We start from the raw sequence: 26,245 nt of genomic DNA on the forward strand, positions 1-26,245 counted from the left end.
TAGTAAATCTCTTATCGAATTTTATTGGTGGAGGATGATGAATCTTTTCTTTTACTCCTGGAGAAAATTGAACGGGAGCTGAAACAACATAATCACCCTACTTTATTAGAAAATTTTACAATCACTCGCGATGAATTAAATCATAACAAAGAGCTCCATGCATCATTTGAATCGCTATATGCAATATTCGAAAACATTTATCCAACTACTTTAGAAAAAATAAATACTTTGATCGAAAAGAATTTACAAGACTTTATACAAATTGAAAAGTAAGGAGTATTTTTCATGGCAACTATAGAAGATTTTGTGAATCTTGATATTAGAATTGGTACTGTTATCCAAGCCGAAGAACTTACACAAGCAAGGGTTCCTGCTATTAAAATGAAAATTGATTTTGGAGAAGATCTTGGCATTAAGCAATCCTCTGCTCAAATTACAAAACGCTATACGCCAGAAGGAATTATGAATACGCAAGTAGTAGCGATCGTTAATTTCCCTCCCCGTCGTGTGGCAGGCTTTAAATCTGAAGTTTTAGTAATTGGCGGCGTTCCTGTAGAAGGAGATGTGATTTTATTAGCTCCTGATCAGCCTGTACCAAACGGAACTAAAATTAGTTAATGCTAGGATTTTGTGATAAAAAATGAAACTATGTCACAGGCACAAAACTAGCCTTAATTTCTTCTACATCATATATATAATAATGTAAAGCTTATTTTGCCTTATACCTCCTGATTTGATACTAAGGGTCACTAATGTGGCCCTTTTATTATTTTGTAACATCTAAATTATAAGAAGAACAAATTCCCTAAATCGAGAGGATCATAGAAAATGAAAATTTATTATGATTGGTGCTACATCATTAAAATCTTCCAATAAAAAATAGAAAGGAGCGTGATAATGAAGAGAAAAAGGAGAGAACATTATGAAAAATAGACAAGCCACAACTAATGACTATGAAACTATTATAAATCTTTGGGATAGATCCGTTACCAAAACCCACGATTTTTTAAGTTTAAAAGATAAGGAAGACATTAAACAGGAAATTCCTATGTATTTCCCACATCTTGATGTGAGACTTTGGTATGTGGAAAATGAATTGATAGGTTTTTCTGGGACGAATAATCAGCACTTAGAAATGCTATTTTTAGAACCTGCTGAGATTGGAAAAGGTTATGGAAAACAATTAATACAACAACTCATTAGAGATTTTAATATAAGGTCTGTTGATGTCAACAAAGACAATGAAAGCGCAAAGATGTTTTATTTGAAAAACGGTTTTACTATTGTTAGTGAAGAACCAACAGACAGTTCAGGTCGCCATTATCCAATACTTCATCTAGTCTTAACGTAATTAGCAGAGGCCATCCCGCTACTTTATTCATAGGCTATGTTAAATTTTAATATTGATTTTCATATTAAAAAATTTAGGGATACCTAAATGGTTCCCTAAACTTTTTAATAATAATGCCATTTTGAATTTGTGCTTAGATTTGAATTAGATAATTTAGATACTGAATTTTGAAAGACTTAAACTATCATAGGTATCTGTCATTTCTCTTTGGTGTTTTTATTACTACGACGATCGACAAAAAAGAACCAAGCTAGTTAATTATCAAGATATTTGGTAGCCACACCTTTAAAGCTTGTCTATCCATTTGTTTCAAATAAAAGCATACCTTTAAAAAAGTTTGATTCAAAATATTCCCTAAAAATTTATTAATGAATATCATGTAACTTCATTTTATCCAATTCTTTCTTTCTTTTATTTTTTAGAGATTCCCTTCCTTTAGCCCAAGTTCCTAATAAAAACAAAGTACCAGCAACTGCAACTTTAATGAGTGAAGATGTATTGACATTTCCCGTTCTAGTTATCCACCATCCAAAAATAAAAACTAAATACAGAATAGGTACAATTGCTCCAAAGTAAACGTTGGCTCTTCTAGATAAAAAAGATTGAACTCCTATTATTACAATGGCTATTAAAATGGCTATCAACCATTTATAATTTGGATCCATTATTCATCATTCCTTTCGCTTTTATATTTATCAATAATCATTTTTGCCGTCTCTAAACTCAACCGTTCATCAATAACCAAATTTTTAATCATATTTACAAACTCCAGGTCTTCCGTATTGCTATTCAGTTCAATTTTTTTAATTAAAGTATCTAATTTAGTCCTTACAGTCGGATATGAGACACCATAAATTTTAGATATATTCTTTAAAGACCCAGAATTTATTATAAATTTTCTTATAAATTCAACAGATTCTTTATCTAAAGATAAAATCCAAGATGGTACTTCATCACGGTTCATATCACCCCTCCTTTTTAATAATGTTAAATAATAATTAAATAAAATTCAAGTAATTATTAATATTATTCATTTTTTTAAGGTTATTTTAAGCAAAACAGTTTTTTAGACGTAGAAACTTTCCGTTGGGCTAATGCGAGGTTTATCATTTATTCAAATGTTTTGTGGAATTATTGTCGTTTAAATGGGCATTGTTTTAAAAAATGTTGATCATCTGTAAAAGCATGGACTTGTCTTAATTATAGTAGGAATCTTAGGAGGCTGCCGGGTGGATATTTAATTGGTTTATACTTGTAGGCTAAGCAAAAAAGCACTAACATGCAAACCGTCAGTGCCTCCTCGTATTAAAACGACCCTTATTTCTTCACTTGTGAAAGTGTCATACCATCACCAATTGGAATAATAATCGACTCTAATTGAGGGTGGTTCGCTACTGCTTCATTGAATTTCTTCATTATTTCCGTATATCGTTTTGGTTTGGCATTTGGATCTGCCACACTTCCTGCAGCAAGCACATTGTCAGTAACTATGATTGCATCGGGATTTGCTAGCTGTACACAGTAATTTAAATAGTTTTCATAATTATCCTTATCAGCATCGATAAAGAAAAAGTCGAATCGCTCATTTCTTTGTACTAGTTTTTCAAGACTTTCCAATGCAGGTCCTGTTATATAGGTTACCTGTTCACCAAAACCAAAATCTAATTGATTCTTACTTCTTCCCTACATTACACACTTGCATATTTTTTTAATTTCCTGAACAACCAAAAAAGCGTTAACCCTTTTCGATTAACGCCCCCCTAAAGCTGAACAAAGTTCTACCAACCTTTAAAATATGTTTTTTCAGTCTCTTTTTGTCTCTTCTTATAATTAATTACGTATTTGTTTGAAAATCTAATACGCAATACCTACACGCGATTTCACATATTCTTTACTCTGAATTTGTAGATAGGCAAACTCTGCGGTATCTGCTACAGATATTTCTATCCCACCATCCGGTAAAAAGTCTCGTTCGATACGATAAGTGCCCGTATATTCACCATCCGGTAAGTATGTCGGACAGACGATTGTCCAATCAGTATTAGAGTTTTTCAATAAATGATAGGCTTTATGATGCTCCTCTGCCGCAAAGGTTGTTTTTCTTTTTGATTCGCTCGATTGATAACGTAAAATACTTGGTGTCAATCGACTTTGTAGAATACTAGCTGTTCCGACAGTTATCATTCTTTTCACATGCTCTTTTTCCATTGCATCAAGAATTAGCGGCATACTTTCAGTTAATGTATTTGTACCATCAGTGTTTAATGCACTAATTACAATATCTACATTCGCCATGACCTTTGCTATATCTTGTTTTTCTAAAACATTTCCTTGTACAATATGTAAATTTTCATCACTTATTTTTAGCTTATTTGGGTGACGAACTAAAGCTGTAACGCTATGTTTATCTCGTAACGCTAGGGAAACTATATGGCTACCAACGCGTCCAGTGGCACCTAAAACTAAAATTCTCACTATGATCACCTCTTTTCTTGATTATAGCATACAAATGTTCTGTAACGATTTAGAGGTCTCTTATCCTTAAGCGTTGTTAATGAACATCAGTAAGTCTGATATTAACGATAAATAGCTGAAGATCATTAGTTTCCGCGATACTATTGACGATATTTTGGATTTCGCTTTCTGTACTCTTTTCGAGTTTATCTAAATTATGTAATTGTATCGTTATTAGTTGATTGCTCGGAGTTTCAATTAAGTAGCCGATTGTACTATCTGGAAAATAGCCTGCTGCTCGTAACGCTACTATAATTTTTTGTGTAAAATTCGTGCTTTGTAATTTTTCACCAATTTCTTCACTATAATTTGTATCGGGATTTTTTTGAATGGGTCTTTCATATGAAGGTTGATTATATTTTAGCAATGCTGCAGTTACTAACATCAAGGAAAATAAAATAAAAAGGCCTTTTATTAATCCTCTCATATGTTCTCTCCATTTCATCTTTTTAATAGAATACGCTTATCATATTAAATAATGAATGAGTCTCACTGGCCCAATATGAAATATTTGTTTAATAATCCCCATAATATTTGCCAGACTAACATTTAGATAGCCTAGCAAGGGGACAATATTTACCTTAATCGTTTATTCGTTTACGATTACTTTCACAACAGGTTCTAATTTTCCTACATATGCATCCCCAACATAATCAACATCTATTACTATAGCTCGTGGCACGAAACGTTGAATGCTTTCCAAAAGACGTGCGGTGTTACGTCTTTTGACAAGCTGGAAAGGTGGAAGCGTGTCTAGTCTTAAACCATAATCTCTGTAAAAAGGGCAAGATATTACGAAAGTAGATAATATAAAAGCTACATTTTGTAATATTTCATCAACACCTGTAGCATTAAAATCAATATTGCTTGTGGCGGTCACTTGATGTGTCATCCTATCAACCTTTCTTCTACGATACATGGAAAGATGTTAGTAATCTTTCTTAATATGAGCTTTTCATCGAAAAACGAGCACTTAGTTATTTATGCTAAATGCTCAAAAGTTATGAACAAAGCACACATTCTCTATTGTATGTATACAATTCAATGTATCGTTAAACAATTGCACAGTGTCAGGTTCCACATTCATCCCGCTTTTATCATTGGATTTCACATTAAAACATTTTTATCTTATTAGTGCGTAATAAATTACATACAACCAACTTAAACAACCATGGATGATTGCCCATATAATGGAATGATTTACACTCCAGGAAATAGTAATGGCTAATACGGAGCCAAAACTAATTCCGCTCTTAATAACTGTTTTGTTTTCCATTTTCCTCACCTTCTTTACTTTGCTAATTTCAGAAGTTTGCCTCCTCATCATTATTCCTCCTAATCATGTCATCAATAGACGTTTGTTTGTAACATCTATCTTATAAATTTCACTGCTAATAAAAATCGCAATGAACACGCCATTCATGTAGTTTTGGATTAAAAAAGAAATAGAAATTTCCATTATCGACGATATTGAAATGTGCCTTCTCGTCTGAGGCAATCTGTAATACAAAGGGAAAGTCCTCACCGTAATCATGACCACTTTGACAAAACGCTGGATAGCCACCTATTTTATGAATAGCGTATATTTCCTCTACAATATCATCGAAGTATTCAAAATCCTCCTCGTGCTCTAACCTTAAAATTTCATCCTCCACATCAGATGGAATCCCACCTCCATCCCATGTTGGATAATCATTATCAATATGTTTTGGAATAAGCGGAAAAGCGCGAATACGGTCATGCTGCCAATTTTGCTGGATTAACCCTTCTATTGAGGTATATGCTCTTATTTCAAAAAAACGGCTAAGATCATCTTCTATGAGGTGATCAAATATTTCATCATTGATAAATAATACTAGCAATTCAATATGCTTTAGGGACGCAGGCACAAAAGAAAGGTCCTTTAAAAATAAGGTCGCTAGTGGCTGAAACCCTTGTGGCCTCTGTTCCTCAGGTAAAGACCATCCAACATAGCCAATCCAGCTTTCTAGCAAGTCATATGTAGGTCTAAACCCACCTGTTTCAAAAATTGTTGCCTGTCTCACTAGCTGTGCCTTAATATCATCAATTTCCATTAGCTGATCCCTCACTTCGACAAATACAATCTACGACATGATCATTAACCATTCCTGTTGCCTGCATAAATGAATAGCAAATCGTACTTCCAACAAATTTAAAGCCGTCTTTTTTTAATTGCTTGCTCATTCGTTCACTAATTTCTGTTGTAGCAGGTACATCAGCAATGGACGACCATTCATTGCTAATCGGCTGATGATCCACAAATCCCCAAATATACTTAGAGAAGGAGCCATATTTCTCTTGTATCCGTAGAAAGGCTTGAGCATTCGTCACAACACTAGCAATTTTAAGCTTATTACGTACGATGCGAGAATCCTGACGAAGCTCCTGTAGCTTGTCATCCGTATAGCGTATGATTTTCGAAGCATCAAATTGATCGAAAGCTGCCCGGTAGCCCTCTCTTTTTTGTAGAATTGTCCACCAGCTAAGTCCAGCTTGTGCCCCCTCTAAACAGAGCATCTCAAATAAATGCTGATCATCATAGACGGGAATACCCCATTCTTTGTCATGATACTCAACATATAAAGGTTCATCTAACTTGACCCATTCACATCTTTTCATTTATATATCCTCCATTTTATGTATTCATTTATCCCTATTATACAAAGCCAGCCATTTTGTGTATTTTCCTTTATAGTAACGGTTTAAAACCCAATACTTTCAAACAGCTACTTGATTTCAGGTTTTGTTTTATAGGCTTTCATATGATAATTAATTTTATAGAGCTCCGAAATTATGATTCTTCCCATCGTCCTTCAATACTCTAAATACATCCTTCACAACAGTTGCTATGTGTAGCAAAAAATAATGCGTTTGGAACGCTGTAATCGTATCAAAAAACTAATCTGTGTACGAAATGCTTGAAACACTTGCTTTGGTCACGATCACTTTTCCATTTGCACATCCATACTATAGATTTTACCACTTGGATTAATATTCGATAAGGATTGAAGTGTTTTTCCACCTCCACAGCCAACAATTAATACAAGATCACCAACATTTATGGCTTCCTGTTTCATTAGCCAAGTATTCATACTACTATGCCCCTTATTCAAAATTCGTAGCATCATTGAGCCTATGAATCCTCTTGGGTTGTTAGCTTGTACAATTAATCGTTGGAAAAGTGTCATTTCAAATTTCCCCTTTGTCATTTTCACTTTCAAAAATTTGTTCCGAGCTAAGGATTAAGATGTCTTGTGTAGCTAACCTAATTAAGGCTGCTTCCTTACTTTGATCAGTAGCACCCGCGACTGCATCCCCCACAACAGTTACAGCAAAATTTCTAGCTAGAGCCCCTTCCACTGTTGCAGTTACACAGCCTTCTATAAAAGCGCCCATTACTATTAATTCGTGGATGCCATTATTGTTTAAATACTTCATTAAGCTAGGATTACTAAATGCATCCGCTTTATTTTTTGAAAAATACACCCCCTCAGCTTTTAATAATCGTTTATCCATTTCCGCACCTTTACTCCCTTTTAATGCAGTGAATTTTCGTAAAAGGTTGGAAAGTACTTGCTTTCGCTCAAATTCATTCCTAATATAGAGGATAGGGACATTTGATCTTTCAGCTCTTTTTATCAGGTCATTAATGCCTTTTAAAATGGGCTCAATTTGATGCTTTGCCACAGGCATTCGGGCTTGATTACTAAGGTAATCATTTTGAATATCGAGTACCATTAACGCGTGCTTCAAAATATTTACCTCCCTGTATTTTTATATTTTTACGTTCTTAAAAAGCAAAAAGTTTCAATTTTTACCATTTTAAACAAAGGAGACTCAATATGATTAAACAAGCCACTAGAGAAGATGTTCAAACAGCATCATTTTTAGCACTTCAACTCTGGCCAAATCATACGTTAGATGAATTAAACGAAGAAATGGCGCAACTAATAAATGCTGAAAACGCTACGATTTTCCTGGCATATGTGGATGATAAAGCAGTCGGTTTTGCACAATGTCAACTCCGAACAGATTATGTTGAAGGTACCCACTCAAGCCCAGTCGGCTATTTAGAAGGACTCTTCGTAAAAGAACACTATCGGCAGAAAGGCTTTGCAAAGCTTCTGATTGAGAGTTGTGAGCATTGGGCTAAACATAAAGGATGTCTAGAATTCGCTAGTGATTGTGAAATGCAAAATCTCGAAAGTCTAGCAGTCCATCTTAAATTAGGTTTCACCGAAGCGAACCGCATTATTTGTTTTACGAAGGAATTATAAAAATGAGGTGATCCCCCTACGGAATAACCTTATTCGTTATTTTTGTTATCTGCGAGTATATAGACAGTTAATATTGCAAAAAAGAAAAAAATCACAAGTGCTTTTTTACACACTTGTGATTAATATTTGTTCGATATATAAAGGATCTATAACAGGAACACAAACCTTAAAAGTCCTTTTATTTTGGCTATTATATGTACTATTTATTAATTTAAATATGTATTGGCTGAAATGTTTCTTTCGCGCTCGTCCATTACTAGGTGAATAATAAATGCAAGTTGTTGCTCTATTCGCTCATTGTTAAGATACATAATGTTCGCAATTGCTTTTTTTTGTTTTTCTTCTAATCCTACCTTCTCAAGCAATAACATAATTTCTTCTTTCGAAAGCCCAAACATACTTTTTTCACCTCCAATTTAATCATTTATTATTTTATAATCATTATTCACTTTTCTCAAACAGCGAACTAATACAACCATTCCATGACCTATTTTCACTAATTATAGGATAACACATGGACTTAATTAATCCAAATTTTACTTTATTTTAATAAAATTCCAACTTCTACAAAAAAACATTATTATTCAATAATAATTTTCAGTGAAGGATGTGTAACGATTTTTGATATTTATTAATTCTATTATAAAAATATCAATCCCATTTGTCGAATTTTAGTATTCTACAGCACGGCTTATAAGTCTAAATACGAAAGCATGTTTGAATGAATAAGGACAACAAATAAAATGCTCATTTTTTTAATACATTTTTATCTTTATTATACATCATCTGTCGTTACACATTGCTTTTAGCTCACAAAAAAAGTAATTTCAAAATAATCGAAACTACTTATCCTTCTTTTGTATTCGGTTAATTTACACTGTTTTGTTAATATTATTATCCGGGGCATTAATGTTAAATTTTTGTAAATTTTCAACTGGTATTTGTAATTTTTCATCCAATTTTTGGATACCAGCTATTTTTGTTTGATTGAATATAACATTCTTTGTCTTGTCACTAGTATTGACTGGCAAATTAACTATTCTCGACGTTGTATCAGTCTTCCATATTGTCTTGTTAGTATACCCTTCGATAAATAATTGGCTCTTCCCCTGTACAACAGCCGGTATTTTTACAGCCGTTAGATCTGTATACACCATCTCAAGTAAAGATTGATTGGACATCGCTAAAAATGGGCGATCTGCTTTATCAATCGTACAATGCTCAATACGCCCGATTGACTTATCAGACCAAACTATTGCATATTTACCTTCATAACAGTTGCTAAATTCACTATTCGTAACTTCAAAAATAGCATCAATACAAGTAATCGCATTTCCGCTAATGTGGTCAAACGTACAATTATCTGTAAAGAGTCGAGCATTATTTATATAAATATGATGACTTTCAAGCTCTTGAATTATTGTATTCTGCAGCGTAATTTTGGCGTGATCATTGCCATAAATACCACCTGCCTGCCCAAATTGGATCTTACACTGATTGAGCTTTAACCCGCTTGAGTCAATAATAAAGTGAAATTGTGGGTGTTCTTGGAGATCACACTCTGTCATCGATACATCGGCTTCGTTGACAATCGTAACGCCTGTCGCCCTTCCCTTATTTATCCTACATGTACGAAACTCCGCTTTACTATTTTCAATTAACAACTGAGACTTCACATGACGCTGGATCTTACAATCATACATGATCGCCCTAGATTTCTCACCAACATATAGCCCGTTTCCTACTCCATCAGAAAAGATAGAATCTGTCACCATCAATTCACTTTGATGAACAACCAGTTGCGTGTCTTGATGATGCTTGATTTCACAGCCATCCATCGTTAGTTTCGAGCTATCAAAAACTTGCACCCCTACATCTTTCCCTTGGTGAATAAGTGTATTGGTCATTGAAATTGAACTGAAGGCTGCTACAATTTGTGCCTTTTTATGTCCATGAATTTCACAATCCACAAGCTCCATTTTTACATCACGCATTGCATAAATGCCATTCGTTTGCCCTTCTAACAGCATACAATTAGTTAATGCGATTTCACTATTTTGCACATTAATTTGAGCTTTAACATGATGCTGGATCGTTGTATCCACTAGAATAACGCTTGAGCCATTATCAATACTTAAACCAAAATGATTGATTGGGCTTGCTAAAATATCGACATTTTTCATCATTAAACTACCGAAACTTACGGTCACTTGTGTCTGCACCATTTGTTGCTCAATGACACAGTTTTCTAGCTGTAAATCTCCCTTTACATAAATACCCTGCCCTTGAGTAAAACGCAGGTTTCGCATATTTACAAGTGTCTGATAGCGGATAAACACGCCACCTTTAATGGTCACATTCCCCACTCCATAAAGTGTCAGCCTTTTGGAAATTTCGAAGCTTTCTTCATATATTCCATCCCGGATTTCAATCAAATCCCCCGGCTCTGCCTCTTGAATCGCCTGCCCAATACTTTGGTATCGGTGCATAATACTTCTCTTTACAACAAGTGTCGCCATCTCTACACTCCTATGTCGGTTTTCTTTTATTTATATCCCCATTGAACTTCCTATTATTCAATTTTGTACAAATAATTTACAATCGATTCTTTTATAGAGGGTAGATAATACATATATTTTCTATTTCATCCTTCTAAAGCAAACTAAAAAACCAGCAATTAAACAATTTTCTCGTCATTGCTGGTTTAACTGATTTTAAATTTTCGGTGCAGCTACTTATGATTCCGTAATAAATGCAAGTCCAGAATTACAATAGACATAATTACAATTTAAATTTCCTAACAAGGTCGTTTAAACTCTCTGCCATTTGTGCTAAATTGGCTGATCTATTATTGATTTCATCCATAGAGCTGGCTGCTTGTTCGATTGTTGCAGAAGTTTGCTGTATGCCTGCAGCGGATTGCTCCGAGACAGCGGCAATTTCGTCCACTGATTTATTAATATTGACAGTGCTTTGTACTACGTCTTCTAGCTTTGTCGTCATGCTGTCAATGTTTGCTGACATTGAGTAAACAGCTTCTGCAATCTGGCTGAATGTTTCATTTGTGGAGGCAATTTGAGTTGTGCCTTTTTCAACCTCTTCGTAGCCATTTTCCAATGAGGATGTCACCGTGTTTGAATCTTGTTGAATTTTTTGTACGATGCCTGTGATATCGTCAACCGAGACTGCTACTTGTTCAGCAAGTTTACGAACCTCATCTGCAACGACCGCAAATCCTTTACCATTTTCTCCAGCTCGAGCCGCTTCGATCGCTGCATTAAGTGCCAGTAAATTCGTTTGTGCAGCAATACCCTGTATCACTGCCACGATTTTTGAAATGTCCTGAGTTTGTCTACTTAGTTCGTCCACCTTATGAACTGCATCCTTCACAATATGATGAATGGATGTCATTTGCTCAGTAGATGCGTCCATTAAATCTTGGCCATCTTTCGTTAAAGCCATAACATTTTGGGAATACTGCTGAACATCCGTACTGCTATTATTGACATCTGTTATCTTTAAGGTGAATTCTGTCATTGTTGTAGCTACATCTGATGCATTACTTGCCTGCACTTCTGTACCACTCGCGATTTCAGTGACTGTGTCAACAATTTGTGCCGTAGCCGTTTTCACCTCTGTCGCTGATTGCATAAGCTCTTCACTATGCGCAGCTACATCATTAGACACTGTTTGAATTTGCTTTAATAAACGGTTCAAAATATTGGACATCGTATTAGTTGCTTCTGTAAGCCTCCCTACTTCATCTTTGGAATTCACCACAAGTGCAGGCTCACTTAAATCACCTTCAGTAATTCGTTGCATACGATTTGTCACAGCGATGATTGGTCTAGAAATGATTCGAGCACTTAATAATGCAATCACGATGGACACGATAACAATCACAATACCGACGATTATACCTGTAAGCTGCTTAGTCTCCCCTGCACTGACAATGTCTGCACCAGTCGCATTAATCGATTGCTTACGATGCTCTGCTAACCCCTCAAAGCCTTCACGTATTTCCGTCGCCTTATTACTCATAGTTGCTAAATTTTTCGTCGCTTGTTCAATTTGGCCTTGATCATAAACAGTAAATACTTCTTTTTCAATATAACTGCTCCATTCTTTAGCCATTTCCGCAAATTTGTTGAAATCACCTGTCTCTGATATTACTAAACGTTGTTTCTCATTCTCATCCGCACGCTTTACATTATCTTCAAAAATTTTCTTATACTTTTCATCACCAGAAAGTACATAACCTCTAGCTGCTGCAATTCTTAGCCCTATCGTCTGAGCTTCCTCATAATCTGTAATTAGTAATTGCATTTCTTCATCAATAATTTGTTCCGTTGCGCTGTTGCTTTGGTTGACTGCATAAAAATTGTAACCAATGTATAAAATCACTACTGCTACTACAATGCTAAAGGAAAAAACGATTCTTTTACTAATTGACTTAAAATTCATTTCAAATGCTCCTTACTTTCCAAATGCAATCTAATGTGCATTGTCATAATTTGCACACCATTAGTAATTTAACACTCTTGAGCCAAGTTTGGATTGATTTGGAATTTTAACTAGATTAAATGAAATAACTAGTTGATTTTCATGTAATTTTTAGCAGATAATAATTTCCATAATTTTCGGACAGATGGACTAAATAAAAAATTACACAACAGGACTTTTGACACGCAAAAGGAACAGCCTCAAAAGTAGACTGTTCCTTCTATTTAAATATTAATCCCAATAATTAAACATAACATCTCCGATTGTTTTACTATCAAAGTGTGAAATGTATTTCCATTCTACCTCCGATAAACTGTGCAACTCCTTATCCTCCATCAACAATGTGTTTAGTGTATCGGCAGTAAGGCATTTACGCATCGGAAAATATTTGTGCAATTGAGCTTTTGTTAAAAATTGAAAGCTTAACTCTTCATCAAACTTTGCAAATGCAATATAAGGCGTCAGCCTATGATGAATGATCGTCAAACGCTCATCTTCCAGTTGAATCACCGCTTGCATATAAATAAAATGAGGCTGATCAATAAATTGTAGAGCTTTTGCTCGTTGTTCACTTGTAACTAAATGATAAACCATCGACTGGAAAGATCGCATATCCTGTTCAATGAGATGGTCTGCATCAAAACCTGAAATCCCTTTCGTTAATCGCAACGAATCACCCCTTTATTATTGTGTCTATATGACCTTCTAGTAAAGATAGGCAGATTCCTTCAATAAGACTCTATTTTCTTGTTATTTGATAGTTAATTTCTAAAAAAGGTAGACCGAAAATACGCATTTTGTGCACAGCCGTTAGTGTTGTTTCATCTTCTGCCTTTATCTTAAAATGCTCCTGTAAAGGTAGTTGAAATAAAAAATGATTGATGGCTAAATAAATCCCAGCATCCCCATCGAGATTACTCGTTAAATATAAAGCACCATTCTCATCATATAAATGTAACACGCCAATCATTGTTGAAAAAGGCAGTGGAAGTGCAATATTCATATAGGTGGTTTGTCCTGTTGTATGCTTTGAATAGATTGCGACAAAGGTTGTTTGTTTGTCTATTTTACGAATCCAGGCACGTGAAGATGGACGTCCATCGTATAGCTCATCAACTTTAACAACCTTTCCTGTCATCTCAATTTGCTTACTGGAGAAGGGTAAATTCAGCTGTTGCATGAAGCGACTTAAGCCTTGATAAATCAAAGCAAACGGTTTAAACCAGATTTTCCACCTTACAGATGCCATTAAACGATACTGATTTGTTTCTTCATAAAAATGTGGAATGATGGGTGGCAGCTTTGTCGTATCCACAAAGTCACTAAGCGCATCGACTAAACCAGGGTGCGGGTCTTTTCGTTCTCGCAATTTCCCCCTAATTTGGCTTACTGGAAAATGGAATGGTTGAAATTTAGTTTCGGGAATAGCTATAGCCCAAGCTAGTACCCCTACACTACCGAAGAAAATACCATTCATAAATCCATGAAATTTTAGCATTTCTGGTATCCCTACATAGCCAAATGCATACATAAATGACCATATTATCGTGATACATAGTGACCCATAAGAAATGCGTAATAGTAAACCTTGTCCACGAGGAAGTTTCGTTTTTAAAGCAAGGAAAAATAAACTGTAAATCGCCGCGATATAAAGTGTCACTGAAATAATTTCTATTATTGTAGAGAACGTTATACCTATTGCAACAAGAAGTGGACCTGTCAATAATATAACAACGACTGCATTGTACCATCTACTCTTATGTATTCGCCCAAAAAGACCTATAGAAATAGTTAATAAACAAGCTGAATAATGAAAATGGATGGCTGTTAACCATGTTATTAACGATGAAAAACCTGTATCGATGTTTGCGATAAAAGCAAAAAACCATAGTCCACCGATCAATATATAAATAAGCCCCACGTCAATTGATATCTCCGCCATGTTTGTAAAGCCTCGCTGTAAAAATCGCTTCACACCTTGTATAGCTATAAACGCCGTATAAAGAACATAAATAAGTACGAGAACGATTGCTATCCAACCTTCAGACCACCAATGTAACAACGTAATAGCAAGCATCATCGCGACAATAATAGCATCGCCGGCTTTGTTAAAGGAAATGACCATTTTCACCATCGCTGGAACAAAGATCAGCTGTGCAACTGTGAGTAGCAACATATATTCAGGCTGCGGGCTAAACAAATAACAAACGACCGACAGCATAAGCCCTAATAGCAGGACAGGACTACTTAGATTGTTGCGTAAATTCACCAGCATACATCATCAGCCTCCCTATTATTGGATTATGAATGGACACATGAATCGTAAACACATTCCTTTTGTCATCAAATCCTTCCTCGACGATAACACGCCCCTCTAATATTTTGGGTATTGAACATTCTATTTTGGAAACTACAAATCGTTGGACTCCGGAGCGAATGACCAATTTCCCCTCACCTGTCACCGCAAAATGCAAATCTGAATAAAAAAGAGCTGGTGATCCTAAGTAATCTTTCACTATTTTTCGGATTGGATCAATCGTCATTCTCGCATCAAAATGTCTAGTGCTGTTTGAAAAATGGAAAGTACGCTCCCATAACACTTCAAGTTCCCCATTTGGTAATACTCGACAAGTATTACAAATTGAGAATGGAACATCGTCACCTGATTCTGGAAACAGGAATCTAGTTTTGGTAGCTATCGCATAAAAAGGACGCAGCCACTTTGCACCAGATTGAATTTTATGCATCACGCCAGTAGCATAAAAAGGCTGATCTACAGGTAACATATAACGCTTCTGTAGCATTGGATGGAGTCGAGTAAAGTCCTCACCTAATAAAGTTTGATAAATCGTCATGCTGTTCCTCCTCGCTTTCGTTTACAGCTTTTGGCACTCGGCATATCTTTACTTAAAATCAACCCGATAATGGACAATACCCACAATGCTACATTAAGTGTTACAGGATTAAATGGAGCAGAAGCAATCGTTTTATCTGCTAGAACGGCACCCAATGTTAAAAATGGAAATAGCAATATTTGCACGCCAAACAATAAACGCTTTCCTCGAGGCAATAACCAACAAAGTGCAAAGATGATCTCTGCAAGTCCAATCCAGTTTAGGATTTGGCTAGTGTTACTCTTAGGTGATCCTGCTAGTTTTTGCAATGTTGTAGATTTGTTCGCTGCAACATTTCCGCTCGGCTCGATTGCAGATCCGCTCTGCTCAACGCCCGATCCATTCAACTGACTATAATCCCCGCCTAGTAATTCCTCAATCATCATCACCTCAGTAGGATGTTGTACGATAATTTTCGGTACAAGACCGTGGTACAACCACACAAAACAAAAAAGCACACTGATAAGCATTGTTAAAAAGAAGCGACGATACTGAGAAAAAGGATTTTCTCCTTTTTCAAGCCATCTTTTTAAAACATCGAAACTAAGAGCTGTAGCCCAGCCCATTACGGGACGAAACACAGCATCAAATAATTTCCCTAGTTTCCCGTAGCGAACATCATAATCATACTGCGTTAAAAATGTGAGCCCCTTGTCGTTAGGAATGTATTTCCAGTACCCTTTCCCCTGTGCAATTGGAGATATTTTTTTGGGTGTGCCAAAATGTAACGAAGATGTTTTCGTGCCATCTTTTTTATGATGCTCTCCTTTACTCTCACCCCAGCCACTAACTGATATGCCCGGCATCACCTTCGTTTCATAGGTAAAGTGCTGAGGTTCTTCAGGAGATTTTTTATCGATATATGTAATAGAAGTAAAACGTAAATCCCATTGCTCATGCAGCTTAGGGTTTTGAGTATATTTCCAAGCCTCATTGATGGGTGTTCGTATATCCACCTCCACATAAATAGGCTTTTTCTTCATCTTTATATCCTCCTTCAAACAAACTTATTGGTTATTTTAGTTTACTTTCTATAATCCTCCATAACCACCACTCTATTAATGGTATTATAGCAATAAATTAATTTTTCACCATAAATTGGACTTTACCCATTTAATTGGAACAGCACCATAACATAGGGTTGATTTGCATTCCTACTGAGCGCATTCGCACAGATAAAACTTTGTTACGTTAGCATTTCGCTTTTGCACAGAAAACTTCCGTTTCGCTCCAGGGTCTTGGACAAACACGGTGTTGGTCACGAAGGCGTTATAAAAGGTTTATCCGTCGGAACGAAGATCAACTAATATACATTGTAAAGTCTATAACTAATGTAATCTCCTGTTTTTGGGAATGACCCACCAAATTCCCATAAAATAAAAAAAGTTGAATCGAAATGATAGTTTGCCAAGTCTAATAGTCAGAAGGAGGCGTTTTTCATTACTACACTGCAAGAATCACTAGTACAGTTAGCACAAAACGGAGATGAGCAAGCTTTTTATCAGCTTATTGAGCAGGAGCAACATAAGTTATATCGAATGGCTTATGTTTATGTCCAAAATGAAAATGACGCCGTAGAAGTTTTTCAACAGTCCATTATCCGTGCATATGAGGGCTTACCTCAATTAAAGGACCCTCAATATTTTTCTACCTGGTTAACGCGCATTATTATCAATTGCTGTAAAACCTATCTTGCCAAGAAAAACTCGGTACAGCTTGTAGAACCACATACATTAGAGGATCTTAAAAGTACATCACCTACCTATATCGAAGAAGAACTTGATTTATGGCATTCTCTCTGCAAGCTAGAGGAAAAATACAAAACGGTTTTACTATTACGTTTTTATCAGGACTACTCGGTAAAGGATATTGCAGTGATTTTACAATGTCCTGAGGGCACTGTAAAAACTCATATTCGCAGAGGCTTACAAGCTTTACGACAACAATTAAAGGGGGCATATATTGATGAATGGGTTCAATCCGTTGAAAGGAGTTATTAATGCGATTCCAATCCCCGAAGGACGTTTAACAGAAGTGTTACGTATTGAAGGGATGTCAAAAATCTTTCAACAAAAGCATCATACGGTCAATGCATTAAAAAATATCCATTGTACGATTTATGAAGGTGAAATGGTGGCCATTATGGGGACGAGCGGTTCTGGTAAAAGTACACTGCTCAATATGATTAGTGCCATCGATGAACCGACTGAAGGAGCGTTATTTTTATTTGGAAAGGAAGCGCATGATATTTATCAAGAGCCAAAAGCATCGAAATTTCGTAAAGAGAATATCGGTTTTATCTTTCAATCATTCCATTTGTTAAAGGATTTATCAGTTGAAGATAATATTGCGCTCCCCCTTATCCTCAATGATGTGCCAAGTAAAGAGATCAAAGTCCGTGTTCAGCAAATGATGGAGAAGCTAAATATTGCCGCCTGGGCAAAGCATCGACCAAATGAGCTTTCTGGTGGTCAAAAGCAACGGGTTGCTATAGCCCGCGCCATCATTGCAAATCCACCAATATTACTGGCAGATGAGCCGACTGGTGCATTGGATGTGAATACGACCGATGAAATTTTAGAGCTGTTAGTAGACTTGCAAAAAAATATGAATCAAACCATGTTACTCGTGACACATGACCCTTATGTGGCTACTTATGCAAATCGCGTATTATTCTTCCATGATGGTGCCATTGTGGACTCCTATCAAAATAAGCAAACGGCAGAGGATTTAGATTGTATTTTAGCAAAGTTCAAGCTTATTACTAGAGGTGATGTGTAATGTTTACGATGCGTACTATTGCTCTGAAGCTATTTCGTGCAGCGTGGGCCAATGTATTAACGAGTATTAGTATTATCACCATTTCCATTTGCCTTGTCATGACAATGAGTGTTTACATATGGAATGCCCATAGTCAAATGAAAGAAGACATACAAGCACAATTTGGCGAAATGGATTTAATGGTCGGCTATAACCCCGATCAAAATAGGTTGTTAACTTCACAGCAAATTGAAAGTTTCGAAGCAATGACTGGTGTTACAAAAGTTTCGAGTGTGTCACTTGCTCAAACATATGTTGAAAATGAGAAAAATACATCATTTTATACAGTTGGTGTGGAAAATGATGACTTAGTGAAAAGCCGCTATCATTTTAATGTCGATCTTGGTCCGAACGAAGTTGTGATTGCTGAAAATGTGGCACGTCTTTTTCACAAAGAGGTCGGCGATACGCTAAACGTTACTTTCAATAAAACGGTTGGAAACTCTGTTGAAGCAAATATAAGTAGCTTTACGATACTAGAAATCCTTCCACCCCTTAAAGGCACAGATAGTCCTAATTTTATCCTTATACAAAATGATGAGTTGAAAACTTGGATGAATAATAGTAATGCACAAACAGCTGGTATGTTTGCACTCATTAAAACGGAAGATAATGTGGCTACCTTAGTGGGTACGGAATTGAAACAGCTTGATGAAACTTTACGTGTAGATGTTATGAGTGACTACGATGAATTCAAGAGAAATTTACAAGCATTAATCATTTTTATGGTAGTACTTTCATTCTTTATACTACTTATTTCAAGTGTTTTACTGCTATCAACATTCCAGCTATTATTTTACAAAATTAAAGAACAGCTTATGGTATTTCGTGCACTTGGCGCCTCCACAAAGCAAGTAGGACGCATTGTACAATTGCAATTATCTACAATCATTGGCTTCGGCGTATTGCTGGGGACAGCGGTCAGTTTATTGGTAATAAAAAGTTGGCTACCACAGCTCATTACCTTGATGAAAATGCCGGATTCAAAAACTGATTTACCGATGATCTTTGTGTTGGTGATTGCTATTGTAAGTTTTTTATTGCTACAGTTAATCACACAATGGCAAGTTCATAAAAGCTCAAGTCTATTACCTTTACAAATCGCAACAGAGAATGAAAATTTAAGTTTACGATGGACAAAATGGAAAACGATTGTTGTGAGTGGCGTTGCGTTCATATCACTATTCTTGTTTTTGAATGCTTATCAAGTCGGTAAAAATAGTGGCAAAGGTGCACTAATGATATTAATTGGTACATTACTTGTTAGTGGAATTTTCCTTTATATAATGCCATACCTCTTTACAGCACTATTCAAAATTACATTAAAGCCTATTCGTACTATGCTCGGCAAAGAAGCATACTTAGCGTGTCAGCAGCTTATGCCACAAGTACGAAGAAATATGCCGATTATACTTAGTATTATCGGGTTAATGGTCATTTTAATATTTGGTAGCTCTTTATTTAAATCTGCTCAGCAAAGCTCCTATGAGTATATTAACTCACAATATGAAACATCGATTAAAATTGATAATGAATTAAATGACCCAACCATTACACCGGATCTAATAAATGAAATTGAGGCATTGCCGAGTGTGGCCTATGCCTATGCACGAAGTGAAGCACCTTGGATCGCGCTTGAAGGCGAAAATGGCTGGGAAGAAGGTAGTAACTTCGAGGCCGTTGATGTTGAAAAATACGTCCAATTAAAAAAGCTTGATGCTGTTAAAGGAGATTTGAAAGATGGAGTGATCATTACAGAAAGATTTGCTAGAAAACATCAATTAGCAGTTGGTGATCGTATAATGGCAGGGACATTTGATGAAACACTTCAACAAAATGTGCCAATTGGTGAATTGCTAGTAATTGATGTAGCTCTTGATTCTTATAATAAATATATAGATTTATTTGTGGATTGGTCTTCTTTTATAGTATCTTCTGATCCAACTATCATTACAAACATAATGGTGGAAGCAGATGATACTGAGCAGGCATTAGCTGATCTTTCATACTTACAAGAGCGTTGGCCAGCTTTAAAAATTACTGATAAAGAGACATTTATCAAACAAAATGATGAAATGACCTTCCAGCGCTGGAGCCTTTTTGTTGGAGTCTTTGTTATTTTAATTTCTGCTACTTGTCTCGGCGTATTACAAACACTGCTTCACTCCATTTACTCAAAACGTGCCGATTATGCAATTCAGCGGCTTATAGGTCTTTCACCGCGAGGAATAATCAAGCTGATTTTGACGCAAGTGTTATCCTTTGTACTTTATGGACTGGCTGTTGGGACATTTCTTGGACTTCTGTTTACAAAATTAATGTTTACGATTGACGGAGGATCTTATGACTTCGTTACATTAGGTGTTACGAGTATCGTCTTTTTAGTCGCGACACTTACTGTCTTTACACTACAAGGTTACTGGATAAGTCGTAAAAAATTAGCGAATGAAATGCTTGATATTTAAATGAAAGCAGACCCTCTTATGTAGCAGAGGGTCTGTTTTTCATTTATCGCTCAAATTTTTCAGTTTATCAGACACTTTTTCAAATTTATCGACATCTTACGCTCCTACAAACAGTACTGCTTGTCCGATCGCAATAAAAAATGCTTCATGCTGTATTGGGCTGTTATCTTCAATTTGAAGCATAATCTCGAAATGAGTCTCGCAAAAGACAGCCTGCCAGCGTGCAATTGGTTGATCCTCTAGAGAAAATATAGACCAGTCCTCCATTTCCTTGTTCAGTTTTATTTGTTGGTCGCCATCCGTGATAATTAAATCAGGGATCATAATTTGCCAGCCATCATAGGCAATCATATACTCTTTGCCTGTGACGAAATCCTTCCCTATAAAATGCACTCGACCACGACGCGACATCTTCTTACATGTGAAAAGAGGCTGTCCAGCGACATCACTAACATCAAAACGTACAAAATAGCGATAGTCCATCGTGCGGTCAAATGCCTTTTTCAGTCCATTCGAATAAACACGTTGAACAGTCGACGAGACTTCCCCCGCTTCATTTAAAATGGCTACTGATTCTGTTGACTCAATGGCCGCTGGTTGTGTGTATGTATAAATCTTCAATCCGTTCGCTCCTTCATCAGTTGCTTTCTATAAACTAACATAAAATAAGCGCCAAATACAAAGGTTGTATTTGACGCCTGAATGTTTATTTATTTGGCTTAGGTATTTCTACTGCGAATGGTTGGAACTTTACTTCTTTTAGTGATGACTTATCGAATGGTATTTTTGTTTCTACGCCATCCTTATCCATTTGTACACCGCCCCCGTCTGAAGGAAGCATTAAATATGGAGTAATCGTTAATTTTTGAACATCGTTTGAAATCGGGTCAAAAGACTTGATGCTGCTAAAGTTCCATACACCATTATCGAAATGACCTTCACCTCCACCAGAATGCGAAGTAATCTCCTGGCCATTCTGATCGGTAATACGGAATTCTATAAACGATGCACCTACTTGTGGATTATCAATTGTCCCCTTTTCAGTAGCTTTATAGTCAAGTGCTATACCTGATGGGCTTAATGAAATTTTGGACACATCCAGTTGAATGCCCTCTGCTTGCTGCTGATGATTAACTGGTACATCAATAATATTCGTAATCTTTTTAACAGGAACTGTAAATTCCCATTTCTCCCCTTCTTTCCCTTCTAACATTAAGCCCATTTCAAAGGAATCCGGCATCTTTCCCATCACAGCAAATCTTGCAAGACCTGTATGAACCGTTGGGCTTATTACCTTTTCATTAAAGCTTCCAGATGCCACTTCAGGGTTTTTACCATTAATAGTAAAGTCCAGTCCTGCCCCAAAGTAATCCTTACTTAATTCCTTTTCAGAATTAACTGTAAATCCTACCGTAATATTAGATTCATCATAAAGAACTTCGTCTATCGTTACAGAAATACCATTAATTGAATGATTTTCTCCAATAGTGCTTGTTAATCCTTGTTCACTAGCTTGTTTTAGCCCAGGTAAACCTGAGTTACTGAATACCGACCCGACAATTGGTAGCTGTGATAATGTGCTTGCGAAAGTTGGTGATACATACGCGGCAGAACCTACCATAATACTAAATGCGGCTGCCGTACTTGCTACATATAATAATGGTTTTCGTTTGCTTTTTCTTTTAATTTGTACAGGTGTTTGAGTCATATTTTTTTGCTCCTCTGCTTGTTTTATGCCATTGGCAATCGCTGCTCGTACGTCATCCCTTGGGAATTCCGGAAGGGTACGGTTTTCATTAAATGGCTTTTTCATTAAACGTTGCACTCCTTTCTAATTCTCGTTTTAGTTGTTTTTTTCCACGATGCAAATACGTTTTAATAGTGCTAACTGGCTTTTCCATTACTTCTGATATTTCTTTAATCGGTAAATCATGATAATAAAATAAAATGATGGCCATTTGCTGAGAATGATTCAAAAGCTGTATAGCATCCGATAAATCGATTGGATTCGCCATAACATTTTCTTGCTCCTGTAAACGACTTAATAATTCACTTTCTTCATAAGGAATGATTTTCTGCCCTTTTTTAAGCAAACGATAGCATTCATGTATTAAAATCCGAAACAGCCATGTGGAGAAAAATTCCGGATGCTTTAGTTGATGCACGGTTAGATAGGCTTTACATGCTGCTTCTTGAATAGCGTCCAATGCATCCTCTTTTTGGCTAACATAAGAAAGCGCGGTATAAAATAATTTTTCTTCCTCTAAAATGAGTAGCTGCTCAAACGATTCCTTATTTCCTGTAATAGCCTGTTTAACGATCGATAAGTCATGTTCCATGCTGTTTCCTCCTTTCAATACTTAGAGTAATTAACCCAATCAAAAGGTTTCACTTTGAAAAAACTCTTTTTATAAACTTCTATCCAAGAGAGCGAGAACCGCTGATAGAACACGGAACATCGCTGATAAAAGAGCCATAATCGCTGATTGAACGCGGAACATCGCTGATAAGAGAGCCATAATCGCTGATTGAACGCGGAACATCGCTGATAGAAAACGGAACATCAGTCAGTCCTTAATATTGTGTAAAATTCTATACAAAGTTTTTCAACCCCGATTTTAATTTCCCTAAATTTTTACAGCTTACGTTGGAATTCGCCGCTAAAACTTTGAGTTTCGCCGCCAACCACGCAAAGAACGCCACTAAACCCTAGAATTGCACCGCCAACTAAGCAAAGAACGCCGCTAAACCATAGAGTTTCGCTGCTAACAAGCTTTTTATCAGCGATTGTAGGTGGTTTATCAGTGATTTTGCTGTTTTTATTGCTGATATGAGAGCGAGAACCGCTGATAGAACTCGAAACATCGCTGATTTTGGCTCTTTTTTCCATTACTTTGATTCTTTTATCCACGTATTTGACTCTTCTATCCACGACTTTGATTCTTCTATCGTACACTAGCGTTCTATCCATTACTTTTGTCATCTAGCCGTCACCTATGTTTCTACAAAAAAAGTAGACTACTCACTTAAAGTAGCCTACTAAACTTTTCCTTATTTATCCAATTTGAAAGTAACGTCGCCTAATCCGATTTCTGAATTGACCTCTATTTTTACATCTGCTTTGTCATACGCTTCATTTACATAAACCCCTTCTCCTTTAGAAATGAGGCCATCAATACTTGATGTGCCGATGCCTTTTTCTGTCGTAAGCTTTACCCCAACCTTTGACGGTAAAGTGACAGTAGTGTTCCCAACACCTGTTTCAATATTCGTTTCGAAGCTTTTTTTCCAATCGCCACCTAAATTTACTTTAAGATCGCCAACACCCGTGTTAATATCTAATTTTTCAAGCTGCAACCCTTGTAGATCTATTTCTGCATCCGACGCTCCCGCTTCGATTGAGAGATCCATTGGAATATCTTCATTTAGTTTAATATCCCATATATTTTTTATTTTCCCTAAACGCACGTTAGTTGAGCCTTTATGATCAATCGATATTTTTCCTGTCTTGCCACGTAGGTCATATTTTACTTTTGGAGCAAGTTTATCAATATTGTATTGAGCAGTACCTTCAATCCAATCCTTAGCACCTTTTTCTACTGTTATTTCTCCAATTCCAAGTTGTAATTCAACATCTAACTTTTCTGCTTTATCCTTTTCTACTAAGATCGTTTCATCTTTGGTTTTACCTGGTATGACTGAGTTGCACCCCGATAGCGCAATTAATGAGGCCCCTATTACCAAACCAAGTCCCATAAATTTTTTCAATGTAATTTCCTCCCGCTATATAATATTCCAATAAATTCATTATATAGGAATTTTCATTTATAAATACGACCCTCCGCTTTAAAATCTTCTAAGACCTAAGACGTAGTGAGCTCCCCTTCCATGGATATGTCAAAAACCCCGTATGAAAACATCATATTCATACAGGGTAGCTGTTAATAGGTGAAAATACGTGAATCATTATAGAGAATAGAAGTATTTCCTTCATGATCCAATGCATGTATCACCAATTGAGAAGTAGCTATTTCTGAATTTAGAGGCACTGACATTAATTGCGCATCATTCGAATCAACTGCTTTCTCAATTCGCTCGGTCCCAGTGTCTACTATTACTTTTTCAATGTTATGATGGTTAAGTAATGGAATAACAAGATAGTGAATGTCTTTCAAATAAATAGAAACCATGGTATCTACTTCGCTCTGTATATAATGATCCAATGCATAGCCTTTGCCATCATGCTTGAAAATTGCTATACCTTGAAAGCGATTCTCCGAAAAATAACCAATTCTATACTGTTGTATCGTTATTGTATCATTCATTTTAACAGTATCCGGATGAAAAGGTCCAAGTTTTACAGTATTTCGAATTTCTGCTTCATTCTGTACGTAAATGCGGTACCCAATTCGTTCAGACATATTCCCCAAAATGGCAATTATGATGATGATACATAGTAATACTCGCCAAAACCATTTTTTCATAAATGCTACTATCGCAAAAATAAATAAGAACACAGAACTCACTAATCCTACTACCATCCATGGTCGTGTTAAGGCGCTATAGTCTTTCACCTTTCCAGACTTTTCTGGATAAAGATTTGAATCGATAATTGCCGACGTCGTTGATTGGATATCATGTTGAAAAAGCATCATCTTTAAGCCAATGATCAGACAAGCTGATACGACTGCTGTTAGGATAATTGGCATTAACGGTGTTCGTCTCTTCGTTTTTTGATTGATTTTTTGAAACGTTTTTTCATGATTTTCATGCGAGAAGTTACCTTCCTTATACATTTCGTTGATGGCATTACGAATCCGATCCATATTCGAACCCCTCCTCCAATAGCGTGATGCCTACCATTTGACGCGCTCGCCTTAATCGTGTTTTGACCGTATTTTCTGGTAGCTTTAGTAATTCTGCAACGTCCTTTAAGGAAAAATCTGCAAAGTGAAATAGTAGTAGTACATCTTTGTATTTCGTCGGAAGTTTCTCAATCGATGCCACTAGCAATGCATCCGTCTCTTCCATCAATACTTCTTTTTCAGGATTATTGGAAAGGCTCTTGAATTTGCTCCAATAATCAATGACTTGTATTTTTTTATAACGCCAGCTTGAAAGATAACTGTGACAATTGTTAATCGCAATTCGATATAAATATGTTTTGATGGAAGCTTCTTCACGAAATTGCTCCATTTTTTCATAGTATTTAACAAATGTGTCTTGTACCAAATCTTCAGCCACTGTCCAATCTTTAACATATGTAAAGCATACGCGTAATAAATAATCCCCGTACATTGTCATGGCTCTAGATAAGTGAGCGTCCTTTTGTTCTTTTAACATTTGCTCGCCCCCTTTGCTTTTACAAAAAAACATTTACAGTTAGACTGATGAACAATG

General features: G+C 36.2%; 30 protein-coding genes and 1 pseudogene. 6 read left to right on the forward strand and 25 right to left on the reverse strand.

Annotated features, from left to right (window positions below; translation table 11 throughout):
* Nucleotides 1-285 precede the first annotated feature (285 nt).
* Together csaA and ACIQZA_RS12060 are read left to right on the forward strand one after the other, a co-directional pair.
* Nucleotides 286-618 (forward strand): chaperone CsaA, encoded by a 333-nt coding sequence (csaA, locus tag ACIQZA_RS12055; protein WP_142510206.1) that lies wholly within the window; start codon nt 286-288, stop codon nt 616-618.
* Nucleotides 619-922: 304 nt separating this feature from the next.
* Nucleotides 923-1,351: a GNAT family N-acetyltransferase gene (locus tag ACIQZA_RS12060; RefSeq protein ID WP_400933845.1), complete on the forward strand. Its 429-nt coding sequence runs from the start codon at nt 923-925 to the stop codon at nt 1,349-1,351.
* A 365-nt stretch (nt 1,352-1,716) separates the two neighbouring features.
* Here ACIQZA_RS12060 and ACIQZA_RS12065 read toward each other — a convergent pair whose 3' ends face one another.
* From ACIQZA_RS12065 to ACIQZA_RS12110, 10 genes and pseudogenes are all read right to left on the reverse strand, one after another.
* The gene (locus tag ACIQZA_RS12065) at nt 1,717-2,016 is read right to left on the reverse strand and encodes a hypothetical protein (protein ID WP_402882718.1); all 300 of its coding nucleotides are present in this window, start codon (nt 2,014-2,016) and stop codon (nt 1,717-1,719) included.
* Complete coding sequence (locus tag ACIQZA_RS12070) at nt 2,016-2,315, reverse strand: DUF2089 family protein (protein WP_400933851.1); 300 nt, start codon at nt 2,313-2,315, stop codon at nt 2,016-2,018. Before ACIQZA_RS12070 ends, ACIQZA_RS12065 begins: the two co-directional genes overlap by 1 nt.
* Nucleotides 2,316-2,668: 353 nt before the next feature.
* Nucleotides 2,669-3,007 (reverse strand): annotated as a pseudogene (locus tag ACIQZA_RS12075) (O-methyltransferase); the annotation flags it as partial.
* Nucleotides 3,008-3,205: 198 nt separating this feature from the next.
* Entirely contained in the window at nt 3,206-3,826 is a 621-nt protein-coding gene (locus ACIQZA_RS12080; protein ID WP_402882721.1) for an NAD(P)-dependent oxidoreductase, read from the reverse strand.
* A gap of 76 nt (nt 3,827-3,902) precedes the next feature.
* Entirely contained in the window at nt 3,903-4,292 is a 390-nt protein-coding gene (locus tag ACIQZA_RS12085) for a hypothetical protein (RefSeq protein WP_142510216.1), read from the reverse strand.
* Nucleotides 4,293-4,454: 162 nt separating this feature from the next.
* On the reverse strand, nt 4,455-4,745 hold the full coding sequence (locus tag ACIQZA_RS12090) for a hypothetical protein (protein WP_255505263.1): 291 nt from the start codon (nt 4,743-4,745) through the stop codon (nt 4,455-4,457).
* Between the two features lie 511 nt (nt 4,746-5,256).
* Nucleotides 5,257-5,940 (reverse strand): DUF1963 domain-containing protein, encoded by a 684-nt coding sequence (locus ACIQZA_RS12095; protein WP_402882724.1) that lies wholly within the window; start codon nt 5,938-5,940, stop codon nt 5,257-5,259.
* Nucleotides 5,930-6,505, reverse strand: coding sequence for a DNA-3-methyladenine glycosylase I (locus ACIQZA_RS12100; RefSeq protein WP_402882727.1), 576 nt, complete (start codon nt 6,503-6,505; stop codon nt 5,930-5,932). The genes ACIQZA_RS12095 and ACIQZA_RS12100 overlap by 11 nt, the downstream gene beginning before the upstream one ends.
* Nucleotides 6,506-6,828: 323 nt before the next feature.
* Nucleotides 6,829-7,074 (reverse strand): hypothetical protein, encoded by a 246-nt coding sequence (locus ACIQZA_RS12105; RefSeq protein WP_402882730.1) that lies wholly within the window; start codon nt 7,072-7,074, stop codon nt 6,829-6,831.
* Between the two features lies 1 nt (nt 7,075).
* Nucleotides 7,076-7,639: a cysteine hydrolase family protein gene (locus ACIQZA_RS12110; protein ID WP_402882732.1), complete on the reverse strand. Its 564-nt coding sequence runs from the start codon at nt 7,637-7,639 to the stop codon at nt 7,076-7,078.
* Nucleotides 7,640-7,728: 89 nt separating this feature from the next.
* Here ACIQZA_RS12110 and aac(6') point away from each other — a divergent pair, with 89 nt between their 5' ends.
* Nucleotides 7,729-8,163: an aminoglycoside 6'-N-acetyltransferase gene (aac(6'), locus tag ACIQZA_RS12115; RefSeq protein WP_402882735.1), complete on the forward strand. Its 435-nt coding sequence runs from the start codon at nt 7,729-7,731 to the stop codon at nt 8,161-8,163.
* A 206-nt stretch (nt 8,164-8,369) separates the two neighbouring features.
* Here aac(6') and ACIQZA_RS12120 read toward each other — a convergent pair whose 3' ends face one another.
* The 7 genes from ACIQZA_RS12120 to ACIQZA_RS12150 all read right to left on the reverse strand — a co-directional run bounded on the left by ACIQZA_RS12120 (nt 8,370) and on the right by ACIQZA_RS12150 (nt 16,543).
* On the reverse strand, nt 8,370-8,561 hold the full coding sequence (locus tag ACIQZA_RS12120; protein WP_132358405.1) for a hypothetical protein: 192 nt from the start codon (nt 8,559-8,561) through the stop codon (nt 8,370-8,372).
* A 474-nt stretch (nt 8,562-9,035) separates the two neighbouring features.
* The gene (locus tag ACIQZA_RS12125; protein ID WP_402882737.1) at nt 9,036-10,682 is read right to left on the reverse strand and encodes a right-handed parallel beta-helix repeat-containing protein; all 1,647 of its coding nucleotides are present in this window, start codon (nt 10,680-10,682) and stop codon (nt 9,036-9,038) included.
* Between the two features lie 262 nt (nt 10,683-10,944).
* Nucleotides 10,945-12,627, reverse strand: a complete 1,683-nt coding sequence (locus ACIQZA_RS12130) for a methyl-accepting chemotaxis protein (protein ID WP_402882740.1) — start codon at nt 12,625-12,627, stop codon at nt 10,945-10,947.
* Between the two features lie 270 nt (nt 12,628-12,897).
* Nucleotides 12,898-13,335 carry a hypothetical protein gene (locus tag ACIQZA_RS12135; protein ID WP_402882742.1) on the reverse strand — a complete coding sequence of 146 codons (438 nt, stop codon included), beginning with the start codon at nt 13,333-13,335 and terminating at the stop codon, nt 12,898-12,900.
* A 70-nt stretch (nt 13,336-13,405) separates the two neighbouring features.
* Entirely contained in the window at nt 13,406-14,941 is a 1,536-nt protein-coding gene (locus tag ACIQZA_RS12140) for a YndJ family protein (protein WP_402882744.1), read from the reverse strand.
* Nucleotides 14,910-15,521: a DUF4166 domain-containing protein gene (locus ACIQZA_RS12145; RefSeq protein ID WP_142510226.1), complete on the reverse strand. Its 612-nt coding sequence runs from the start codon at nt 15,519-15,521 to the stop codon at nt 14,910-14,912. The genes ACIQZA_RS12140 and ACIQZA_RS12145 overlap by 32 nt, the downstream gene beginning before the upstream one ends.
* On the reverse strand, nt 15,518-16,543 hold the full coding sequence (locus ACIQZA_RS12150; protein WP_402882746.1) for a DoxX-like family protein: 1,026 nt from the start codon (nt 16,541-16,543) through the stop codon (nt 15,518-15,520). The genes ACIQZA_RS12145 and ACIQZA_RS12150 overlap by 4 nt, the downstream gene beginning before the upstream one ends.
* A 525-nt stretch (nt 16,544-17,068) precedes the next feature.
* Here ACIQZA_RS12150 and ACIQZA_RS12155 point away from each other — a divergent pair.
* The 3 genes from ACIQZA_RS12155 to ACIQZA_RS12165 are packed head-to-tail and all read left to right on the forward strand — an operon-like array spanning nt 17,069 to nt 20,845.
* On the forward strand, nt 17,069-17,560 hold the full coding sequence (locus ACIQZA_RS12155) for a sigma-70 family RNA polymerase sigma factor (protein WP_402882833.1): 492 nt from the start codon (nt 17,069-17,071) through the stop codon (nt 17,558-17,560).
* Between the two features lie 52 nt (nt 17,561-17,612).
* Entirely contained in the window at nt 17,613-18,341 is a 729-nt protein-coding gene (locus ACIQZA_RS12160; RefSeq protein WP_402882835.1) for an ABC transporter ATP-binding protein, read from the forward strand.
* Entirely contained in the window at nt 18,341-20,845 is a 2,505-nt protein-coding gene (locus ACIQZA_RS12165; RefSeq protein WP_402882747.1) for an ABC transporter permease, read from the forward strand. Before ACIQZA_RS12160 ends, ACIQZA_RS12165 begins: the two co-directional genes overlap by 1 nt.
* A gap of 96 nt (nt 20,846-20,941) precedes the next feature.
* Here ACIQZA_RS12165 and ACIQZA_RS12170 read toward each other — a convergent pair whose 3' ends face one another.
* From ACIQZA_RS12170 to ACIQZA_RS12205, 8 genes are all read right to left on the reverse strand, one after another.
* Nucleotides 20,942-21,466 carry a tubby C-terminal domain-like protein gene (locus tag ACIQZA_RS12170; RefSeq protein WP_402882749.1) on the reverse strand — a complete coding sequence of 175 codons (525 nt, stop codon included), beginning with the start codon at nt 21,464-21,466 and terminating at the stop codon, nt 20,942-20,944.
* An 85-nt stretch (nt 21,467-21,551) separates the two neighbouring features.
* A complete protein-coding gene (locus ACIQZA_RS12175) occupies nt 21,552-22,658 on the reverse strand; it encodes a DUF4179 domain-containing protein (RefSeq protein WP_402882750.1) in 1,107 nt (368 codons plus the stop codon).
* A complete protein-coding gene (locus tag ACIQZA_RS12180) occupies nt 22,642-23,184 on the reverse strand; it encodes a sigma-70 family RNA polymerase sigma factor (protein ID WP_402882752.1) in 543 nt (180 codons plus the stop codon). Before ACIQZA_RS12180 ends, ACIQZA_RS12175 begins: the two co-directional genes overlap by 17 nt.
* Nucleotides 23,185-23,253: 69 nt before the next feature.
* Nucleotides 23,254-23,409: a hypothetical protein gene (locus ACIQZA_RS12185; RefSeq protein WP_402882755.1), complete on the reverse strand. Its 156-nt coding sequence runs from the start codon at nt 23,407-23,409 to the stop codon at nt 23,254-23,256.
* Nucleotides 23,410-23,480: 71 nt separating this feature from the next.
* Nucleotides 23,481-23,828 (reverse strand): hypothetical protein, encoded by a 348-nt coding sequence (locus ACIQZA_RS12190; protein WP_402882758.1) that lies wholly within the window; start codon nt 23,826-23,828, stop codon nt 23,481-23,483.
* Between the two features lie 68 nt (nt 23,829-23,896).
* Nucleotides 23,897-24,613, reverse strand: coding sequence for a toast rack family protein (locus tag ACIQZA_RS12195; protein ID WP_400933903.1), 717 nt, complete (start codon nt 24,611-24,613; stop codon nt 23,897-23,899).
* A gap of 173 nt (nt 24,614-24,786) precedes the next feature.
* Nucleotides 24,787-25,671: a hypothetical protein gene (locus ACIQZA_RS12200; protein WP_402882760.1), complete on the reverse strand. Its 885-nt coding sequence runs from the start codon at nt 25,669-25,671 to the stop codon at nt 24,787-24,789.
* Nucleotides 25,655-26,188 carry a sigma-70 family RNA polymerase sigma factor gene (locus tag ACIQZA_RS12205; protein ID WP_400933909.1) on the reverse strand — a complete coding sequence of 178 codons (534 nt, stop codon included), beginning with the start codon at nt 26,186-26,188 and terminating at the stop codon, nt 25,655-25,657. Before ACIQZA_RS12205 ends, ACIQZA_RS12200 begins: the two co-directional genes overlap by 17 nt.
* Between the last annotated feature and the right edge of the window lie 57 nt (nt 26,189-26,245).

The sequence above is a fragment of the Lysinibacillus sp. NPDC096382 genome, from assembly GCF_044762845.1.
GTDB lineage: Bacteria > Bacillota > Bacilli > Bacillales_A > Planococcaceae > Lysinibacillus.

Bases quoted from the DNA above. Each gene is read 5' to 3' on its own strand.
- ACIQZA_RS12200 (WP_402882760.1), bottom strand. From the start codon at position 25,671: ATGGATCGGATTCGTAATGCCATCAACGAAATGTATAAGGAAGGTAAC.
- ACIQZA_RS12085 (WP_142510216.1), bottom strand. From the start codon at position 4,292: ATGAGAGGATTAATAAAAGGCCTTTTTATTTTATTTTCCTTGATGTTA.
- ACIQZA_RS12190 (WP_402882758.1), bottom strand. From the start codon at position 23,828: ATGACAAAAGTAATGGATAGAACGCTAGTGTACGATAGAAGAATCAAA.
- ACIQZA_RS12060 (WP_400933845.1), top strand. From the start codon at position 923: ATGAAAAATAGACAAGCCACAACTAATGACTATGAAACTATTATAAAT.
- ACIQZA_RS12160 (WP_402882835.1), top strand. From the start codon at position 17,613: ATGTCAAAAATCTTTCAACAAAAGCATCATACGGTCAATGCATTAAAA.
- ACIQZA_RS12205 (WP_400933909.1), bottom strand. From the start codon at position 26,188: ATGTTAAAAGAACAAAAGGACGCTCACTTATCTAGAGCCATGACAATG.
- ACIQZA_RS12130 (WP_402882740.1), bottom strand. From the start codon at position 12,627: ATGAATTTTAAGTCAATTAGTAAAAGAATCGTTTTTTCCTTTAGCATT.
- ACIQZA_RS12185 (WP_402882755.1), bottom strand. From the start codon at position 23,409: ATGTTCCGTTTTCTATCAGCGATGTTCCGCGTTCAATCAGCGATTATG.
- ACIQZA_RS12180 (WP_402882752.1), bottom strand. From the start codon at position 23,184: ATGGAACATGACTTATCGATCGTTAAACAGGCTATTACAGGAAATAAG.
- ACIQZA_RS12070 (WP_400933851.1), bottom strand. From the start codon at position 2,315: ATGAACCGTGATGAAGTACCATCTTGGATTTTATCTTTAGATAAAGAA.
- ACIQZA_RS12120 (WP_132358405.1), bottom strand. From the start codon at position 8,561: ATGTTTGGGCTTTCGAAAGAAGAAATTATGTTATTGCTTGAGAAGGTA.
- ACIQZA_RS12145 (WP_142510226.1), bottom strand. From the start codon at position 15,521: ATGACGATTTATCAAACTTTATTAGGTGAGGACTTTACTCGACTCCAT.
- ACIQZA_RS12125 (WP_402882737.1), bottom strand. From the start codon at position 10,682: ATGGCGACACTTGTTGTAAAGAGAAGTATTATGCACCGATACCAAAGT.
- ACIQZA_RS12175 (WP_402882750.1), bottom strand. From the start codon at position 22,658: ATGAAAAAGCCATTTAATGAAAACCGTACCCTTCCGGAATTCCCAAGG.
- ACIQZA_RS12100 (WP_402882727.1), bottom strand. From the start codon at position 6,505: ATGAAAAGATGTGAATGGGTCAAGTTAGATGAACCTTTATATGTTGAG.
- ACIQZA_RS12150 (WP_402882746.1), bottom strand. From the start codon at position 16,543: ATGAAGAAAAAGCCTATTTATGTGGAGGTGGATATACGAACACCCATC.
- ACIQZA_RS12065 (WP_402882718.1), bottom strand. From the start codon at position 2,016: ATGGATCCAAATTATAAATGGTTGATAGCCATTTTAATAGCCATTGTA.
- ACIQZA_RS12140 (WP_402882744.1), bottom strand. From the start codon at position 14,941: ATGCTGGTGAATTTACGCAACAATCTAAGTAGTCCTGTCCTGCTATTA.
- ACIQZA_RS12105 (WP_402882730.1), bottom strand. From the start codon at position 7,074: ATGACACTTTTCCAACGATTAATTGTACAAGCTAACAACCCAAGAGGA.
- ACIQZA_RS12165 (WP_402882747.1), top strand. From the start codon at position 18,341: ATGTTTACGATGCGTACTATTGCTCTGAAGCTATTTCGTGCAGCGTGG.
- csaA (WP_142510206.1), top strand. From the start codon at position 286: ATGGCAACTATAGAAGATTTTGTGAATCTTGATATTAGAATTGGTACT.
- ACIQZA_RS12095 (WP_402882724.1), bottom strand. From the start codon at position 5,940: ATGGAAATTGATGATATTAAGGCACAGCTAGTGAGACAGGCAACAATT.